This is a genomic window from Pseudomonas sp. 910_21 (genome assembly GCF_052850735.1).
The window spans coordinates 279,025-297,099 of the sequence record NZ_VXCY01000004.1; the positions used below are offsets into that span (position 1 = coordinate 279,025).

An 18,075-nucleotide genomic window follows, 5' to 3' on the forward strand; every position below is an offset into this window, starting at 1 on the left:
CCAGCCGCGGGAAGTTGTATACAAACATTGCTCCTGCTTGTCCAACCTATTGCCCGCTGGCTGTGTGCACTTCCATCAATTCTGTTGAATGGTCTTGGCTATCACCTCGACGGTGGCGCTCACCTGCTCCTGATAACGCTCAAGCTCCTGGGCGTGCTGCTTTTTCATTTCGATCTGCTGCGAGCACAGGTTCATCGCTGCCAGCACCAACAGGCGCTCGCCAATCAGCGTCGGGTATTTTTTCTTGGTGTCGGCCAGGGCCGCCTTGAGCATCAGCGCGGCGTCCATGAGGGTCTGTTCCTCACCGGCCGGCGCCTTGATCGAGTAATCCTCACCGAGGATCGAGACCACCTTCACCCCATCGATGTGATGTCTCATGGGTTGGCAGGGCTCGCACTGACACGCTCAACCAGAGCCTGGATGCGGGCCGCGGTGGCGCCCTGCTTTTCTTCCTGCTCCATGAGGCTCAGTTGCAGGCTTTCGTTTTCATCCTTGGCCTGGGCCAGTTGTTCCTTGAGGGTTTCGTTCGTGCCGAGCAGCTCCTGGTTCTGTACCACCAGGTCACTGACCAATTGTTCCAATTGGCTGAGGGATGCTTCCAACATTTTGATCTTCCGGGCTGTTTGCAAAGGGCGCGTACGATAAAGAAAAGTCACCCTGGATACCAGGGATATCCAGGCGCAAAGCCTTGATTTTACTGGCGATGACCCTTCCGCGAGAGCTGTTAGAGACTGTCATTCCGGCCTCGGGTTCCTGACGCTCCGTCGGACGCCTCGGACTTTTATGAATTTTCCCAACAAGGGATCAGACTTTTCTGAAAGCACTCCTGACGATTCAAGAAGCGTTTTTTCAACGCGATAGCACAGGTACTTCCCTGACTGACACGGCGCGTACGGCGCCCACCCGAGGTAGATTCAATGTCCCTGCGCTCCATGAATATCGCTCCGAGGGCCTTCCTCGGCTTTGCCCTGATCGGGTGCTTGATGCTGCTCCTCGGGATCTTTGCCTTGAATCAGATGAGCAAGATCCGCGAGGCAACCGAACGGATTACCCAGGACACCATCCCCAGCATCAAGAGCGTCGACGAGTTCACCCAGTTGAGCCTGCGCCTGCGGATTCAGGCCTATCGACTGCTGCTCAACCGCGACCCCCAGGCACAACAACAGACCCTGGAGTCCATCAGCCAGCGCAACCAGAAGATCGATGAAGCCCAAGTGCTCTACCAGACGCTCATCAGCAGTCCCGAAGAGCGCGCCGCCTACGATGAATACAGCACTCTGCTGGCCCACCACCGCCAACTGGAACGCCAACTGATCGAACTGTCGCACAACAACCGGCTCGACGAGATGCAAAGGCTGTTGAACACCGAGCTGATGGACAGTGCCGAGAAGGTCAACGCGACCCTCAATCAATTGGTGGAGATCAACACCCATTACTCCACCGTCGCCGACCATGAGGCCGCCGAACAATACAACACCGCCTTCAATCTGGTGGTGGCGCTGCTGATGCTGGCCACGGCCCTGACCCTGCTGTTCGCCTGGCGGCTGACCCGCAGCATCACCCAGCCCATCGCCTATGCCCTGAGCGCGGCCGAAGAGATTGCCGAAGGCAACCTGACCCGGCCGATCACAGTCGACGGCAATGACGAAGCCGGACGCCTGTTGCAGGCCATGGTCACGATGCAGGAGAAACTGCGCGATACCCTACAGCGCATTTCCGGCTCCGCCAGCCAGTTGGCGTCGGCGGCAGAGGAACTCAACAGCGTCACCGACGAAGGCGCCCGGGGCCTGACCCAGCAGAACAACGAAATCGAACAGGCGGCTACGGCGGTCAATGAAATGACCAGCGCCGTGGAAGAGGTGGCACGCAATGCGGTCAGCACCTCCGAAGCCTCCCAGAGCGCCACCACCTCCGCCGGGGACGGACGGGACAGGGTGCAGGAAACCGTCTCGGCCATCGAGCGCATGACCGGTGACGTGCAAGACACTGCCAACCTGATCGGCGAGCTGGCCAACGAATCCCGGGACATCGGCAAGGTGCTCGACGTGATTCGCGGCCTGGCCGATCAGACCAACCTGCTGGCCCTCAATGCCGCCATCGAAGCCGCCCGTGCCGGCGAGGCCGGCCGCGGCTTTGCCGTGGTCGCCGACGAAGTCCGGGCCCTGGCGCACCGCACCCAGCAGTCCACCAGTGAAATCGAACGCATGATCGGCAGCATCCAGAGCGGCACCGAGCACGCAGTGGACTCGATGCGCAACAGCACCGAGCGCGCCGAGTCGACCCTGACTATCGCCCGCAGCGCCGGCCAGTCCCTGGACACCATCAACAGCGCCATCAACGAAATCAACGAGCGCAATCTGGTCATTGCCAGCGCCGCCGAAGAACAGGCCCAGGTGGCCCGGGAAGTGGACCGCAATCTGGTGAACATCCGCGACCTGTCGGTGCAGTCCACCACCGGCGCCAATCAGACCCGCTCCGCCAGCAGCGAACTGTCGATCCTGGCCGTTGACCTGAACAATCTGGTGACCCGATTCCAGCTGTAAAAGCCCTGCCCCCGGCCCCAAGGCTCTATTCCGGGCCTGGGGCCGACGCAGTCGGCAATCGACGCTCCCGGCCGGGTGCGTAGCCAAAAGGCTAAATCCACGGCGAGGCTCAAGACTTTAGTCGTACGACCGATAAGTCACGGTAGATCAGTCTCAAGCCCCCGCACGGATGCGCCCTTTTTGGTACTCACCATGTCCCTTCGTAATATGAACATCGCACCACGGGCCTTCCTCGGCTTTGCCATGATCGGCGGCTTGATGCTGATCCTGGGTGTGTTCGCCCTGAATCAGATGAGCAAGATCCGCGGCGCCGCCGAGGACATCACCCTGAGCAGCGTGCCGAGCATCAAGAGCCTCGACGAGTTCACTCAGCTGACCCTGCGCCTGCGGGTGCTGTCCTATCGCTTGCTGGTCAACCGTGAACCCGATGTCCAGCAAAAGACCATCGAACTGCTGGACATGCGCAACCAGCAGATCCGCGCCGCCCAGGTCGTCTACGAGAAGTTCATTACCAGCCCCGAGGAAAAGACCGCCTACGAGCAGTACGTCCAGTTGCTGGCACAGTACCGGCAGATCGAAGAGCGGATGAAATCCCTGTCCCGCGGCAATCAGGTGGAAGAGCTGCGCAACCTGCTCAACACCGACTTGCTGAACAACTCGGAAGCCATGAACACCGTGCTCAACCGGCTGCTGGAGATCAACACCCAGCAGACCGTCGACACCAACCAGCAGGCCGCCGAACAATACTCCTCGGCCTTCAATCTGGTGGTCTCCCTATTGGTCCTGGCCACCGGCCTGACCCTGCTGTTCGCCTGGCTGCTGACCCGCAGCATCACCGTACCGATCGCCAACGCCCTGAGCGCCGCCGAAGAGATCGCCGAAGGCAACCTGACCCGGCCGATCGCGGTCGACGGCAGCGACGAAGCCGGACGCCTGCTGCGCGCCATGGCCAAGATGCAGGAAAAACTGCGGGACACCCTGCAGCGCATTTCCGGCTCCGCCACCCAACTGGCGTCGGCAGCGGAAGAGCTCAATTGCGTCACCGAAGAAAGCGCTCGCGGCCTGACCCAGCAGAACAACGAAATCGAGCAAGCCGCCACCGCGGTCAATGAAATGACCAGCGCCGTGGAAGAAGTGGCACGCAACGCCGTGAGCACCTCGGAAGCTTCGAAGAACGCCACCACCTCCGCCGGTGACGGTCGCGATCTGGTACAGGAAACCGTGTCCGCCATCGAGCGCATGAGCTCCGACGTGCAAGGCACCGCCAGCTTGATCGGCGACCTGGCCAACGAGTCCCGGGATATCGGCAAGGTACTGGACGTGATTCGCGGCCTGGCTGACCAGACCAACCTGCTGGCCCTCAACGCCGCCATCGAAGCCGCCCGTGCCGGCGAGGCAGGTCGTGGCTTTGCCGTGGTCGCCGACGAAGTCCGGGCCCTGGCGCACCGTACCCAGCAGTCCACCAGCGAAATCGAACGCATGATCGGCAGCATCCAGAGCGGCACCGAGCACGCAGTGGACTCCATGCGCAACAGCACCGAGCGCGCCGAGTCGACCCTGAACATCGCTCGCGGTGCCGGCCTGTCGCTGGACACCATCAACAGCGCCATCATCGAGATCAACGAACGCAACCTGGTGATCGCCAGCGCCGCCGAGGAACAGGCCCAGGTAGCCCGGGAAGTGGACCGCAACCTGGTGAACATCCGCGACTTGTCGGTGCAATCGGCCACCGGCGCCAACCAGACCAGTGCAGCCAGCAACGAGCTGTCGCGCCTGGCGGTGGACCTCAACAGCATGGTCGCGCGATTCAGCCTCTGAAACCGCTCGCCAGCCCCGGAACACGCCAGTAAATCGGCGCCGGAATTCACCCCAAAAAAATCCGCCACTGTCATCAAAAGCTTTTTGACAGTGGCGCATTTCAACAGGTTAGAATCGCTGGCACGCAGACTGCATGGTCAGCTTGCGCCCGCCTTTTCCGCTCTGGAGTACTGCCTTTGAATGCGACGACCATCAACAGCCTGTTCTTGATCGGCGCGTTGCTGGTAGGTGCGAGCATTCTGGTGAGTTCACTTTCCTCCCGCCTCGGCATCCCGATCCTGGTGATCATTCTCGCCGTGGGCATGACCGCCGGGGTCGATGGCGGCGGCATCATCTTCGACAACTACCCGACCGCCTACCTGGTGGGCAACCTGGCCCTGGCCGTGATCCTGCTGGACGGCGGCTTGCGCACCCGGGTCGCGAGCTTCCGCGTGGCCCTGTGGCCGGCGCTGTCCCTGGCCACGGTGGGGGTGCTGATCACCACCGGGCTGACCGGTATGGCTGCCGCCTGGCTGTTCGACCTGAACCTGATCCAGGGGCTGCTGATCGGCGCCATCGTCGGCTCCACCGACGCCGCCGCAGTGTTCTCCCTGTTGGGGGGCAAGGGCCTCAACGAACGGGTTACCGCCAGCCTGGAGATCGAGTCCGGCAGTAACGACCCCATGGCGGTGTTTCTTACCGTGACCCTGATCGACATGCTCGCCAACGGCCACACCGGCCTGCACTGGAGCCTGCTGACCGACCTGATCCGCGAGTTCGGCATCGGTGCGGTGATCGGTCTGGGAGGCGGCTGGCTGATGCTGCAACTGGTCAACCGTATCCACCTGGCCAACGGCCTGTATCCGATCCTGGTGGTTGCCGGCGGCCTGGTGGTGTTCGCCCTGACCAACGCCCTGCACGGCAGCGGTTTCCTCGCCGTGTACCTGTGCGGCCTGGTAATCGGCAACCGTCCGGTGCGCAGCCGCCATGGCATCCTGCACATGCTCGACGGCATGGCCTGGCTGGCGCAGATCGGCATGTTCCTGGTGCTGGGGCTGCTGGTCACGCCCCACGACCTGCTGCCCATCGCTCTGCCGGCCCTGGGCCTGGCGCTGTGGATGATTCTGTTCGCTCGGCCGCTCTCGGTATTGGTGGGACTGCTGCCGTTCAAGGCCTTCCATGGCCGGGAAAAGGCGTTTATTTCCTGGGTCGGCCTGCGGGGCGCGGTGCCGATCATTCTCGCGGTGTTCCCATTGATGGCCGGGCTGCCCAACGCCCAGCTGTACTTCAACCTGGCGTTCTTTATCGTGCTGATCTCGCTGCTGGTCCAGGGCACCAGCCTGCCGTGGGTGGCCAAGTGGCTCAAGGTCACGGTGCCGCCGGAGCCGGCACCGATTTCCCGGGCGGCCCTGGAAGTCCACGTCACCAGCGAGTGGGAACTGTTCGTCTACCGCCTGGGAGCGGAAAAATGGTGCATCGGCGCCGCCCTGCGGGAGCTGAAGATGCCCGAAGGCACGCGGATCGCGGCCCTGTTTCGCGGTCAGCAATTGCTCCATCCGTCGGGTAGTACCGTGCTCGAGGCCGACGACCTGCTGTGCGTAATCGGTCATGAACACAACCTGCCGGCCCTGGGCAAGCTCTTCAGCCAGGCTCCGGAGCGCGGGCTGGACCTGCGCTTCTTCGGCGATTTCGTACTGGAAGGCGACGCCCAGCTGGGCGCGGTGTCGGCGCTCTACGGGCTCAAGCTCGATGGCCAGGACGCGGATATGCCACTGGGCGCCTTCATTGCCCAGAAGGTTGGCGGCGCGCCGGTGGTCGGCGACCAGGTGGAGTGGAACAACACCATCTGGACCGTGGCCGTGATGGACGGGAACAAGATCGGCAAAGTTGGCGTCAGATTCCCCGAAGGAAGTCGCCCCGGCCCCGGACTCTTCCTCTAAACTCGGGAACGCGCCAGGCCATCGCCGCGGCGTTCCCCCCTATTCCCAATTGCTTGACCGACTTCTATGCCTACCCTGCGTAAATTCATCGCTGTTGCCCTGCTGGGCCTGAGTCTCTCTGTCGGCGCCGCACAGGGCGGCGATCCCCCCAGCGCCGAGTCGGTCCAGCAAAGTCTGGACAAGATCGCCGAGCGCAAATTGCCGGAAGCCGATCAAAAGGCCCTGCAGAACCTGCTGCAGAACACCCTGAACCAGCTGAACAACAAGCAGGATTACGAACGACGCCTGACGGACCTGAAGCAGCAGCTGAGCAACGCGCCACGCCTGACTGCGGACAACCAGCGCGAACTGGCACGTCTGAAGGCCAGCAAAGTGGTGCCGGTGGCCCAGCGCTACGCCACGCTGGCGGTGTCCCAGCTGGAGCAACTGCTGGCCGAGCGCAGCGCCACCCAGGGCGAACTGCAAAAGGCCCTGGCCGATGCCAATAGCCTGACCATCACTGCCCAGACCCGCCCCGAGCGGGCCCAGGCCGAGATCAGCAGCAGCCAGACGCGAATCCTGCAGATCAACGCTGCACTCAAGTCCGGCAAGGACGGCGGCAAGCTGCTCAGTGCCGACCAGCGCAACCTGCTCAATGCCGAACTGGCGGCGATCAACGCCCTGATTCCCCTGCGCCGCCAGGAGCTGGCGGGCAACAGCCAGCTCCAGGACCTGGGCAACAGCCAGCATGACCTGTTGATCGAAAAAACCGCGCGCCTGGAACAGGAAATCCAGGACCTGCAGACCCTGATCAACCAGAAACGCCTGGCCCAATCCCAGGAAACCGTGACCCAGCAGTCCATCGAGGCGCAGAAGGCCGGGGGCAGTAGCCTGCTGGCCACCGAGAGCGCCACCAACCTCAAGCTCTCCGACTACCTGCTGGTGTGCACCGACCGCCTCAACGAGCTGACCCAGCAGAACCTGCAGACCAAGCAGCAACTGGACAGCGTGAGCCAGAGCGATGCGGCCCTGGACGAACAGATCAACGTGCTCAAGGGCAGCCTGCTGCTGTCGAAGATTCTCTACAAGCAGAAACAGGCCCTGCCGCGCCTGAAACTGGACCGCGACCTGGCGGACGAAATCGCCGATATCCGCCTCTACCAGTTCGAGATCAACCAGCAGCGGGAACTGCTCAGCAGCCCCAGCGCCTACGTCGAAAACCTGCTCAAGACCCAACCCCCGGAGCAGGTCACGCCTCAGTTGCGCAGGACCCTGATCGACCTGGCGATAACCCGCGCCGACCTGCTGGAGCGCCTGAACCGCGAGCTCAGCGCCCTGCTCAATGAATCCATCACCCTGCAACTGAACCAGAAGCAGCTGTTGAGCACGTCCCAGAGCCTGCGGGCGACACTCGACGAGCAGATGTTCTGGATTCCCAGCAACAAGCCCCTGGACGCCGAGTGGCTGCAGGAAGTCCCTCAGCGCCTGGAGAAACAGCTCACCACCCTGCCCTGGGCCTCAAGCCTCAGTGAACTGACCGACGGCCTGGCACAGCGGCCATTGCTGTTCCTGCCCCTGGCGCTGTTGATCGGCGCCCTGCTGTGGCGACGCAAGAACCTCTATGCGCGCCTGAACAAGGTGCACAAGGACATCGGCCACTTCAAACGCGACAGTCAGTGGCACACGCCCTTGGCGATCCTGGTGAACATTCTCCTGGCGATGCCGGTCACCCTGGCTCTGGCGCTGTGCGGCTATGCCCTGCAGATCGATGCCCGGGGGCAGAACGCCAACCTCGGCGCGGCGCTGCTGCAGATCGCCCAGGCCTGGCTGGTGTTCTATACCGCCTATCGAATCCTCGCCCCTGGCGGCGTGGCCGAGCTGCATTTCCGCTGGGAGAAACCCCAGGTGGAATTCCTTCAGTCCTGGGTTCGCCGCCTGGGACTGGTGGTCCTGGCGCTGGTGGCCGTGGTGGCAGTCGCCGAGCATCAGCCTGCGGCCCTGGCCGAGGACGTCCTGGGCATTGCCGTGGTGCTGACCTGCTATGGATTGATGGCCTGGCTGTTGAGTCGCCTGCTGTTGAGCAGCCCAACCCACGAGAACGCCTCGCTGTTCCGCAAGGCAGTGGGACTGCTGTTCACCCTGCTGCCGATCGCCTTGTTCATTGCCGTGTGCTTTGGCTACTACTACACCGCACTGAAACTCAGCGACCGTTTGATCAACACCCTCTACCTGCTGATGTTCTGGCTGGTGATCGAGGCCACCTTCGTCCGCGGCCTCAGCGTCGCCGCTCGACGCCTGGCCTACCAGCGGGCCCTGAGCAAGCGCCAGGCCGCCAAGGAGGCGGGGGAAAGCGGCGATGCGGTGGTCGAAGAACCGACCATGGACATCGAGAAGGTCAACGAACAGTCCTTGCGCCTGATCCGCCTGGCCCTGCTGGGCGGCTTCATCGCCGCGCTGTACTGGGTCTGGGCGGACCTGATCACCGTGTTCTCCTATCTGGACAACGTCACCCTCTACGAATACACCAGCGGCACCGGCGCCAACATGAGCATGGTGCCCATCAGCATCGGCGACGTGATTGGCGCGCTGATCATTATCGGTATCACCTTTGCCCTGGCGCGCAACCTGCCCGGTCTCCTGGAAGTGCTGGTGCTGTCCAAGCTGAATCTGGCCCAGGGCAGTGCCTACGCCACCACCACCCTACTGTCCTATGCCATCGCCGGGATCGGCTTCGTCTCCACCCTGGCCACCCTCGGGGTCAGTTGGGACAAGCTGCAGTGGCTGGTGGCGGCCTTGTCCGTGGGCCTGGGTTTCGGCATGCAGGCGATCTTCGCCAACTTCATCTCCGGCATCATCATCCTGTTCGAGCGGCCGGTGCGCATCGGCGACACCATCACCATCGGCAACCTGTCGGGTACGGTGAGCAAGATCCGCATCCGCGCCACCACCATCACCGACTTCGACCGCAAGGACATCATCGTCCCCAACCAGACCTTCATCACCGGGCAACTGATCAACTGGTCCCTGACCGACACCGTGACCCGGGTGACCCTCAAGCTCGGGGTCGACTACGGCTCGGACCTGGATCTGGTCAAGGAGCTGCTGCTCAAGGCGGCCCGGGACAACCCGCGGGTACTCAAGGAGCCGGAGCCTCACGTGTACTTCCTCAACTTCGGCGAAAGCACCCTGGACCACGAACTGCGCATGCACGTTCGCGAACTGGGGGACCGCAACCCGGTGGTGGACGAGGTCAACCGCTTCATCAACCGCGAGTTCAAGAAGCAGCACATCAACATCTCCTTCCGGCAGATGGAGGTCTACCTGAAGAACCTCCACGGCCAGGAATACAAGATGGTGCCCATCGAGCCGGAGGCCAAGACCATCGTCCCGGTGGCCGAAGGCAAGCCGCTGCAGGAACCGCCGCCGAGCAAACTCGACTAAGGCCTCTATCCCTAGCAGAATGCTCGGACATTCTGCTGGGAGATGGCCGTTGAAAGCCCTCGACGAACTGACCTTCGACAACCGCTTCGCTCGCCTGGGCGACGCCTTCTCGACCCACGTACTGCCCGAACCCCTCGACAACCCAAGACTGGTAGCGGCCAGTCCTGGCGCCATGGCGCTGCTGGACCTGGACCCCGCCGTGGCCGAAAGCCCGGTATTCGCCGAACTGTTCGGCGGGCACAAGCTGTGGGCCGAGGCCGAGCCCCGGGCAATGGTCTATTCCGGGCATCAGTTCGGTTCCTACAACCCGCAACTGGGCGACGGCCGCGGGCTGCTGCTGGGCGAGGTCTACAACCAGGCGGGAGAACACTGGGACCTGCACTTGAAGGGCGCCGGCCAGACGCCGTATTCCCGCATGGGCGATGGCCGGGCAGTACTGCGCTCGTCGATCCGCGAGTTCCTCGCTTGCGAAGCCCTGCATGCCCTGGGCATCCCCAGCAGCCGCGCCCTGTGCGTGATCGGCTCGGACACCCCGGTGTGGCGCGAGAAACAGGAACGCGGGGCGATGGTTCTGCGCCTGGCGCAGAGCCATATCCGCTTCGGGCATTTCGAGTATTTCTACTACACGAAGAAACCCGAGCAGCATAAGCAACTGGGGGAGCATGTCCTGGCCCTGCATTTCCCCGAGTGCCTGGAACAGCCTCAACCCTACCTGGCGATGTTTCGCGAAATCGTCGAGCGCAATGCCGAGCTGATTGCCAAATGGCAGGCCTACGGCTTCTGCCACGGGGTGATGAACACTGACAACATGTCGATCCTGGGCATTACCTTCGACTTCGGCCCCTTCGCCTTCCTCGACGATTTCGACGCCCACTTCATCTGCAACCATTCCGATGACCAGGGCCGCTACTCCTTCAGCAACCAGGTGCCCATCGGCCAGTGGAACCTCAGCGCCCTGGCCCAGGCCCTGACGCCGTTCATCAGCGTCGAGGCGCTGCGCGAAACCCTGGGCCTGTTCCTGCCGCTGTACCAGGCTCATTACCTGGACCTGATGCGCCGACGCCTGGGCTTCACCCAGGCCGAGGACGACGATCAGAAGCTGGTGGAGCGCCTGCTGCAACTGATGCAGAACAGCGGCGTCGACTACAGCCTGTTCTTCCGCCACTTGGGGGAGCAAGCCCCGGAACAGTCGCTGGCGCGGCTGCGAGACGATTTCGTCGATCGCAACGGCTTCGATGCCTGGGCCGAGCAGTACCGGGAACGGGTCGCCCGGGATCCGATCCAGGGCCAGGACCTGCGCCGGGAGCGCATGCACGCGGTCAACCCGCTGTACATCCTGCGCAACTATTTGGCGCAGAAAGCCATTGATGCCGCAGAAGCGGGGGACTACAGCGAAGTGCGCCGCCTGAATCAGGTGCTGAGCCGGCCTTTCGAGAAACAGGCCGGCATGGACAGCTATGCCGAGCGCCCACCTGAGTGGGGCAAGCACCTGGAAATCAGCTGCTCGTCCTGAGTCAGGCGAAGGTCTCCATCGACACCTTGAAGCGCTCGGCCAGCCAGCGGATCTGCCGCAGGTTGAGCTGGCGCTTGCCGCTGAGCACTTCCGACACCACCGATTGCGCGCCCACCCCAGGCAGGTCGCTTTGAGTCAGGCCATGTTCACCCATCAACGAACGTAGAACCTCCACTGCGCTGACCGCCGGCATCGGATGGTGCTCTTCGTCGTAGGCCTCGATCCAGTCACCAATGATGTCCACCAGCGAAGCCAGTGGGTGCGATTCGTCTTCGCCCATGATGTCCAACAGCTCATCAAGTGCCAGGGCCAGCGCGTCGTAATCGGCCTCGCTCTTGGGCTTGCGCAATATGGGCGCAACGAACTGCCAGTGCTCCGCCGCTTGCTTAACCTGAAGACTCATTGTGATTCCTCCTTCCACAGCCCCTTGTCGTACTCGCCGTAATCCAGCACATGCCTGATATAGAGGCGCTGCCCCCCATAGCGCACGATTGCGATCAGCCTCAGTTTGTTGCCGCCAATGTCGAAAACATGAAAGCGCCCGACCTTATCTAGCGCCGGAAACAAGGCCTTCATGTCGGCGAAATCAGCCGGCCTGGCGCCTTTGGCCTTGCGGTACCAGGTATCCAGTGCCCGCGCGACTTGCGGCCATTGCTCCTTGGCCTGCCGGATACGTTTTGCGGTGATGATGTGCATGCAATGTCCCTATCGCATAATGCTATTAACGTTAGATGCGAGCATTAGATATCTCAAGATGCTATACCCGCGGTCAGACCAGCGGTGCTCACGTGCTTCAAGCCTAGACAGCCAACGAACGGGCTTGCCGAGCAGTGTGTGAGCGATTGCGACGGACTCATGAGCTTCGACCAACGCCTCGGCCGTCGTGCAGAAAAGCGCCAAACACAAGATTGCGCATGGACCCGTCGGCAGCGGATGCGGATAATGCGCGTCCCTGATTTCCAGTACCTGCAAGGATGCGCATGAACCTGTTCCTCACCCTGGTCACCCTGGTTTTCGGCGTGATCACCCTGGTGTCGGCTGTCATCTACCTGAGCCGCCGCGCCAAGTACCGCATGAACCTGCAGGACCTGCGCCTGCACGGTAAACCGCACCGCACCATTACCCAGGCCGAACTGGACGAACTGGCCAAACAGACCGCTAGCCTGCAACGTATCCAGGGCAGCGGCGGCATGTCCTACGAGCCGATCAGCGACAGCGTCTATCTGATTAGCGGCGGCACCGCGAGCGACGGGCTGGAACTGCAGGCCCAGTCGATAAAACACGTGTCGATCGCCGGTATTCCCGTGGAATTCCCCTACCCGATGGACAGCTTCCTGGCCGACAGCAACCAGGCCGAAGTGGTGATCGCCAAGAAGTTCGCCGTGGTCATCGGCCTCAACGGGCATCGCCTGGCCCTGTAACGCACCGGCAGCCGACTGCCACCTTCACCACTCGCCCATGCCACGAACCCTGCCCCCGTCGATACCCTGCAAGAGTCCGCCATGAAACGTCGCTACCTGCTGCTGTTGCCCCTGCTGCTCGCCCTGACCGGGTGCAAGGAAGACTTCGCCACCCTGCACTTCCAGGATTCGGTGCGCTCCGATCCCAAGGCCGGCCCGCAATACTCCGACCAGTTGGTGCACGAGGCGTACAAGCAGAGCATCTACACCGCGCTCAGCGCCCAGGACCTGGCCCCGGATGCCATCGCCCTGGAACGGGACAAGGAGGATGACAAAGTGATCCACCTGCGCCTGGTGGACTACTCCCTGAGCCCGGAGCAACGGGGTCGCCTCAGGGCGGTCTTCGAGCAGGTTACCGACGCGCGCAAGGCCAGTTCGATGAACCTGCACCTGGAACTGGACAACGCCCAAGCCAGCGTCAACCCGCCCGGCCCCAGCGACCTGCCGGACAGCATCGACGCCAGCCTCGAGTTCGATCCGACGTTCGAGATGCTGCTGGACCGCAGCTACGACGACAGCATGCGTGCCATCGTCAACCAGAGCGAAATCGAAGGCCCGGTCAGTTGCAAGATCACCGCGCACCTGGCAATGCCCACGCGCTTGAAACTGATCGGCTACGAAGCCCTTGAACAGGACAACAGCGAGCGCGGCCTGGTCTCCTTGCTGACCCGCAGCGGCAGCATTGCCAAGGTGCCACTCAAGGTGCATTTCGATGACCCGGACCTGAACCGGCACCTGCAACAGAAAACCATCCAGGCCTGGCCTTCCAGCTCGAAAATCACCCGGCCCGCACCGGTGCCCCTCGACGAATTCGCCATCGTCATCGGCTCCATCGGTGTCCAGACCCTGACCTCAGCCCAGCCCTTCGACACCCGAAAAGACGAACTGCAAGCGCTGTGCGATCAAAAGATGCAGACCCTGGGCCGACCGTTCACCTTTCAAATGGGTCGGACCCTGGATCGCTTGACCAGCGTCGATTTCCGCTAAGCGCCATGGCGCAACAAGGACCTCCATTGAACCGACGCCTCTACACGGCAGCCCTGCTGCTGATGCTGCTGACCGGCTGCAAGCAGACCTACCTCACCCTGCATTTCCAGGAAGAAGTGGGTGACCCCAAGCAGGCCCGCATCGTGCCGTACTTTGCAGAGACCATCACTGAGATGGCCACCGGGATCGGCATCGAACCCGACGCCATCGGCCTGGAGATGGACCGCAAGGACGACAAGACCCTGCACATCAGCCTGGACAGCAGCGTGCCCGAAACCCAGCGCCAACGTCTGCGGGAACTGTTCAGCGAGATTGTCGAGGCGCGCGCAGCCGGCACCTTCGAAGCCGTTCTGGAGATCGCCCCGGAAACCGGGAAATACACCAGCCCCGAGTACCGCAAAAGAGCCATGGCCTTGCCGCGGCGCTTCTCGCTGGCGCTGGAGCCGGTGAAATACGCCGATGTGCTGTTTCATTACTCGATGGAGGAGTTGACCAGCGGCAAGCTCTCGGCCACCGGCACGCCCAACGAGGCGTTTTGCCAATACCAGGCCACTCTCCAGGCGCCGGGCATGCCGTTCAGCCAGATGGGCAGCAAGGCCGGAAGCGGAACCGGGGATTACAACGTGTATCTGGAGTGGAAAGACCACAAGCGCGAACCGGCGCAGTTCTTGTTCGGCAACATCACGTTCACCAACCCCACGCTCAACCAGATGCTGTTCGACAACCGCATCCAGCTGTCCGCGATCAAGACCTCTTGGGGCACACGAACGGATCGCCGCGCCGACCGCGTCGGCTTCAGTGTCGGTTCCCTGGGCCTTCAGTACCACGAGGATGGGGAGATTTCTCCGTTGCAACACATAGGCTTCATGGGCAAGTGCCAGGGCATGGCCATGGAACTGGGGCGGCCCTTTACCTTTTACATCGGCCGCTCCATGGACCGTCTGGTCAGTGTCGAACTGGCCCCGCGCAGCACGTGAAGCCATGGCGACGCCGACTTGATATTCACCCAGGGCGCCGCCATTTAAGGCGCTCTACCCTGCTTGCGGAGCCCAACCATGTCCGACCCACTGCTGATCCCCTGCCCGCACTGCAACGGCCTCAACCGCATTCCCGCCGAACGCCTGGGGGATCACCCCAAGTGCGGGCGCTGCAAGGCCGAGGTGTTGCTGAGCAAACCCTTTGACTTGAAACAGGGCGACTACGCCAGCCAGATCAAGGGCGACCTGCCGTTGCTGGTGGATGTGTGGGCAGACTGGTGCGGGCCGTGCAAATCCTTTGCGCCGATCTTTGCGCAGGCCGCCGCGCAGCTCAGTGGCAAGTGCCGCCTGGCCAAGCTGGACAGTGAAGCCAACCCGCAGCTGTCGGGGCAATTGGGCATTCGCTCGATTCCCAGCCTGATCCTGTTCAAAAACGGCCGGGAAGTGGCCCGCCAGAGCGGCGCCCTGCCCTTGCCGCAACTCTTGGGCTGGTTGCGCAGCCAGGGCATCTGAACACGCCCTGACAGGAGACTTGCGCTCCTGCCACCGCGGCGCTGAGTTCAGGCGTTTTCCAGCAGGTTGTGCAGGTCAACGAATTGCTGGGTCAGCTTGTGTCGCGGATCGAGATAGATCAGCGGCAGGCTGGCCTGGTGGGATTCACGCATGCGCACCGAGCTGGCCAGGTACACCGGCAGCACCGGCAGCCCCTCGCTGATCAGTTCGTCGAGCATCTGTTGCGGCAGGCTGGCCCGAGCCTGGAACTGATTGACCACGATCCCCTCGACCTGCAGGTCCTCGTTGTGGTCTTCCTTCAACTCTTCGATCTCCGCCAGCAGGCCGTACAGCGCCTGGCGCGAGAAGCTGTCGCAGTCAAAGGGAATCAATACCCGATCGGCGGCGATCAACGCCGAAACCGCATAGAAATTCAGGGCCGGCGGGGTGTCGAGATAGATCCGGTCATAGTCCTCGGCCAACTCGTCCAGCAACTTACGCAGCTTGTTGATCTTGTGCTTGGCCTCAAGCTTGGGCTGCAGATCCGCCAACTCGGCGGTGGCGGTCACCACATGCAAGTTGTCGAACGGCGTCTCGTAGATATCCACCTGGTTCTTTTTCGAGAAAGGCCCGGAAGACAGGGTCTGCTTGAAGAAATCGGCAATGCCCATGGGAATGTCATCGCCGGTCAGGCCGGTGAGGTACTGGGTCGAGTTGGCCTGGGCATCCAGGTCCACCAGCAAGGTGCGATACCCCTCGCTGGCGCTGACCGCCGCCAGATTGCAGGCAATACTGGACTTGCCCACACCACCTTTCTGATTGAACACCACACGCCGCATGTCTAAACCTCCGTGTATCAAAGATCACCGAGTGTAGTAGTCCTCACCGCCCCTTAGCTACCTCGGCAACACAAGAGTTTCCCGCCGCCCAACACCCTTGGAACACGCCATGCAAAGCCCTGGCGACCAGGGATTGGGGCGAAAAGGCAACTCGATAGTGGCAAATAGATATCCATGATCACCGCAGATCCGTCTGCTTTTGCGACCAACAGCCCAAGCAGCATTTGCTACAAGCCAGTCGCACCGGGATAATGCGCGCCACTGGCGCCTTTGCGTCATCCAGGTCAATCGCCAATCGAAGCGATACACCGCGTCAAGGAAGCCCGCAGGGGCGGGATGAAATCAAGTGATCAAGTTCAACATCGCTCAATGGCGTGCGTGGGCCCCTGGGCTCGAAAGCGTGGACGCCTGGCAGGCCTGGAGCCGTCAGCCGGCCCTGCCTGAGAGCAGCGATGCCGCTCCCGATGTGTCCTTTCTGCCCGCCATGCAGCGCCGCCGTCTCAGTCGCCTGGCGCGCATGGCCTTCAGCGTTGGCTGGCCCCTGGCCGAAGGCCTCGAGCAATTGCCACTGGTGTTCATTTCCCGGCATGGCGAAACCCCGCGAACCTTCGAGATCCTCAGCGACCTGGCCGCCGAGCAGCCTCTGTCGCCCACCCAGTTCAGCCTCTCGGTGCACAACGCAGTGATTGGCCTGTGGTCGATCATGCGCGGCGAAACCAGTGAAATGACGGCCCTGGCCGCCGCCGGCGACGGCCTGGAACACGGCCTGCTGGAAGCCGCCACCCTGCTGGCGGACGGTGCCCCCCACGTCTTGCTGGTGATCACCGAGGAACAGCCGCCCGAGGCCTATGCCAGCTGGATCGACGACGTACCTTTTCCCTACGCCCTGGGCCTGTTGCTGAGCCCCGGCGACGACTGGCAACTGTCCCTGGACAGCCACGACGGTCAAATCCCCAAGACCCAGTGGCCCCATGCCCTGAACCTGCTGCGAACCCTGCTCGGCTCGCAGACCTTTTGCCAACATGCCTGGATGAATCGTGTATGGACCTGGCAACGCAACCACTGAACGCCAAGGGCCGCAATGCCTACTACTGGCGCCTGCTGGCCACCGGTCTGAGCTTTGCACTGTTCGGAATAGGTGGTTTGTGCCTGCGCCTGGTGATTTTCCCCCTGCTCGCCTGCCTGCCCGGCGACGCCGCCAGCCATAGCCGGCGCGCACGCCAGACCGTCAGTCGGCTGTTCTGGCTGTTCATCCGTTTCATGGCCAAGAGCGGCGTGCTCACCTATGAAGTCCAGGGCGCCCACCTGCTCGGCCGTCCGGGGCAGATGATCATCGCCAATCACCCGTCGCTGATCGACGTGGTGTTCCTGATCGGCCTGGTGCGCGACGCCAACTGCGTGGTGAAGCAAAGCCTCTGGGACAACCCCTTCACCCGCGGCCCGGTGCGCGCCACCCAGTACATCAGCAACGACGGCAGCATGGACATGCTCGACAGCGCCTGCGGGGCGCTGCAGGCAGGTCAGACCCTGATCGTCTTTCCGGAGGGCACCCGCACCCAGCCGGGCGCCGCTCCGGCCTTTCATCGGGGGGCCGCGGCGATTGCCCTGCGAGGTGCGAAGATCATTACCCCGGTGGTGATCAAGGTCAGCCCCACCACCCTGACCAAGGCCGAGCCCTGGTACCGCATTCCGCAACGCCGTGTGCACTTCAGTTTTCACGTCGGTGCCGATATAGACCCACAGACCTTTGCCGCCCAAGGCCCCGCGCCTCAGGCTTCGCGCAAGCTCAATGAGCACTTGCACCACTATTTCATCAAGGAGCTCGCCAGAGATGAGCGATACACACCCGGATCTGATGCTTGAAATCAAACTGCTGATCATCGATGCCCTGGGCCTCGAAGACATCAGCGCCCAGGACATCGGCAACGATCAGACCCTGTTCGGCGAAGGCCTCGGCCTGGACTCGGTGGACGCCCTGGAACTGGGCCTGGCGATCCAGAAGAAGTACGGCATCAAGATCGATGCCGACGCCAAGGACACCCGCAACCACTTCAGTAACGTGGCGAGCCTTGCGGCGTTCGTCACTGCAAAACAGGCAGCTTGAGAA

General features: G+C 62.5%; 16 protein-coding genes and 3 pseudogenes. 14 read left to right on the forward strand and 5 right to left on the reverse strand.

What is annotated here, in order from left to right; genetic code table 11:
• Positions 1-75: 75 nt before the first annotated feature.
• Positions 76-378: a cell division protein ZapA gene (locus tag FW796_RS14955; RefSeq protein ID WP_346634501.1), complete on the reverse strand. Its 303-nt coding sequence runs from the start codon at positions 376-378 to the stop codon at positions 76-78.
• Positions 375-605, reverse strand: coding sequence for a hypothetical protein (locus tag FW796_RS14960; protein WP_102862842.1), 231 nt, complete (start codon positions 603-605; stop codon positions 375-377). Before FW796_RS14960 ends, FW796_RS14955 begins: the two co-directional genes overlap by 4 nt.
• Positions 606-932: 327 nt before the next feature.
• On the opposite strand from FW796_RS14960, the pseudogene FW796_RS14965 reads away from it, so the two are divergent.
• From FW796_RS14965 to selO, 7 genes and pseudogenes are all read left to right on the forward strand, one after another.
• Positions 933-1,688 (forward strand): annotated as a pseudogene (locus FW796_RS14965) (MCP four helix bundle domain-containing protein); the annotation flags it as partial.
• Complete coding sequence (locus FW796_RS14970; RefSeq protein ID WP_446439599.1) at positions 1,680-2,543, forward strand: methyl-accepting chemotaxis protein; 864 nt, start codon at positions 1,680-1,682, stop codon at positions 2,541-2,543. The pseudogene FW796_RS14965 and the gene FW796_RS14970, both read left to right, overlap by 9 nt.
• A gap of 258 nt (positions 2,544-2,801) precedes the next feature.
• Positions 2,802-3,458: pseudogene (locus FW796_RS14975) on the forward strand (MCP four helix bundle domain-containing protein); the annotation flags it as partial.
• A gap of 303 nt (positions 3,459-3,761) precedes the next feature.
• Positions 3,762-4,361, forward strand: a pseudogene (locus FW796_RS14980) (methyl-accepting chemotaxis protein); the annotation flags it as partial.
• A gap of 176 nt (positions 4,362-4,537) precedes the next feature.
• Positions 4,538-6,280, forward strand: coding sequence for a potassium/proton antiporter (locus tag FW796_RS14985; protein WP_346634499.1), 1,743 nt, complete (start codon positions 4,538-4,540; stop codon positions 6,278-6,280).
• Positions 6,281-6,346: 66 nt separating this feature from the next.
• Positions 6,347-9,700, forward strand: coding sequence for a mechanosensitive channel MscK (mscK, locus tag FW796_RS14990; protein ID WP_346634498.1), 3,354 nt, complete (start codon positions 6,347-6,349; stop codon positions 9,698-9,700).
• Between the two features lie 49 nt (positions 9,701-9,749).
• A complete protein-coding gene (selO, locus tag FW796_RS14995; RefSeq protein ID WP_446439517.1) occupies positions 9,750-11,213 on the forward strand; it encodes a protein adenylyltransferase SelO in 1,464 nt (487 codons plus the stop codon).
• A gap of 1 nt (position 11,214) precedes the next feature.
• On the opposite strand, the gene FW796_RS15000 is transcribed toward selO, so the two are convergent.
• Both FW796_RS15000 and FW796_RS15005 read right to left on the reverse strand, forming a co-directional pair.
• On the reverse strand, positions 11,215-11,616 hold the full coding sequence (locus FW796_RS15000) for a helix-turn-helix domain-containing protein (protein ID WP_123725097.1): 402 nt from the start codon (positions 11,614-11,616) through the stop codon (positions 11,215-11,217).
• Positions 11,613-11,909, reverse strand: a complete 297-nt coding sequence (locus tag FW796_RS15005; protein ID WP_346634496.1) for a type II toxin-antitoxin system HigB family toxin — start codon at positions 11,907-11,909, stop codon at positions 11,613-11,615. The genes FW796_RS15000 and FW796_RS15005 overlap by 4 nt, the downstream gene beginning before the upstream one ends.
• A 284-nt stretch (positions 11,910-12,193) precedes the next feature.
• On the opposite strand from FW796_RS15005, the gene FW796_RS15010 reads away from it, so the two are divergent.
• The 4 genes from FW796_RS15010 (at position 12,194) to trxC (ending at position 15,150) form a co-directional block, all read left to right on the forward strand.
• Positions 12,194-12,634 carry an IgaA/UmoB family intracellular growth attenuator gene (locus tag FW796_RS15010; protein ID WP_346634495.1) on the forward strand — a complete coding sequence of 147 codons (441 nt, stop codon included), beginning with the start codon at positions 12,194-12,196 and terminating at the stop codon, positions 12,632-12,634.
• An 81-nt stretch (positions 12,635-12,715) separates the two neighbouring features.
• Positions 12,716-13,660 (forward strand): hypothetical protein, encoded by a 945-nt coding sequence (locus FW796_RS15015; RefSeq protein WP_346634494.1) that lies wholly within the window; start codon positions 12,716-12,718, stop codon positions 13,658-13,660.
• 26 nt (positions 13,661-13,686) lie between these two features.
• Positions 13,687-14,637 (forward strand): hypothetical protein, encoded by a 951-nt coding sequence (locus FW796_RS15020; protein WP_446439518.1) that lies wholly within the window; start codon positions 13,687-13,689, stop codon positions 14,635-14,637.
• Positions 14,638-14,715: 78 nt separating this feature from the next.
• Positions 14,716-15,150: a thioredoxin TrxC gene (gene trxC, locus FW796_RS15025; RefSeq protein WP_210482776.1), complete on the forward strand. Its 435-nt coding sequence runs from the start codon at positions 14,716-14,718 to the stop codon at positions 15,148-15,150.
• A 47-nt stretch (positions 15,151-15,197) separates the two neighbouring features.
• On the opposite strand, the gene FW796_RS15030 is transcribed toward trxC, so the two are convergent.
• Positions 15,198-15,968: a ParA family protein gene (locus FW796_RS15030; RefSeq protein WP_102882064.1), complete on the reverse strand. Its 771-nt coding sequence runs from the start codon at positions 15,966-15,968 to the stop codon at positions 15,198-15,200.
• A 346-nt stretch (positions 15,969-16,314) separates the two neighbouring features.
• Between FW796_RS15030 and FW796_RS15035 the strand changes: the two genes are divergently transcribed.
• Genes FW796_RS15035 through FW796_RS15045 form a run of 3 tightly spaced genes read left to right on the forward strand, consistent with a single transcriptional unit; the run spans position 16,315 to position 18,072 of the window.
• Complete coding sequence (locus FW796_RS15035; RefSeq protein WP_346634492.1) at positions 16,315-17,034, forward strand: beta-ketoacyl synthase chain length factor; 720 nt, start codon at positions 16,315-16,317, stop codon at positions 17,032-17,034.
• Positions 17,010-17,831: a lysophospholipid acyltransferase family protein gene (locus FW796_RS15040; RefSeq protein ID WP_346634491.1), complete on the forward strand. Its 822-nt coding sequence runs from the start codon at positions 17,010-17,012 to the stop codon at positions 17,829-17,831. Before FW796_RS15035 ends, FW796_RS15040 begins: the two co-directional genes overlap by 25 nt.
• Entirely contained in the window at positions 17,800-18,072 is a 273-nt protein-coding gene (locus tag FW796_RS15045; RefSeq protein WP_011058851.1) for a phosphopantetheine-binding protein, read from the forward strand. Before FW796_RS15040 ends, FW796_RS15045 begins: the two co-directional genes overlap by 32 nt.
• Positions 18,073-18,075: the final 3 nt, after the last annotated feature.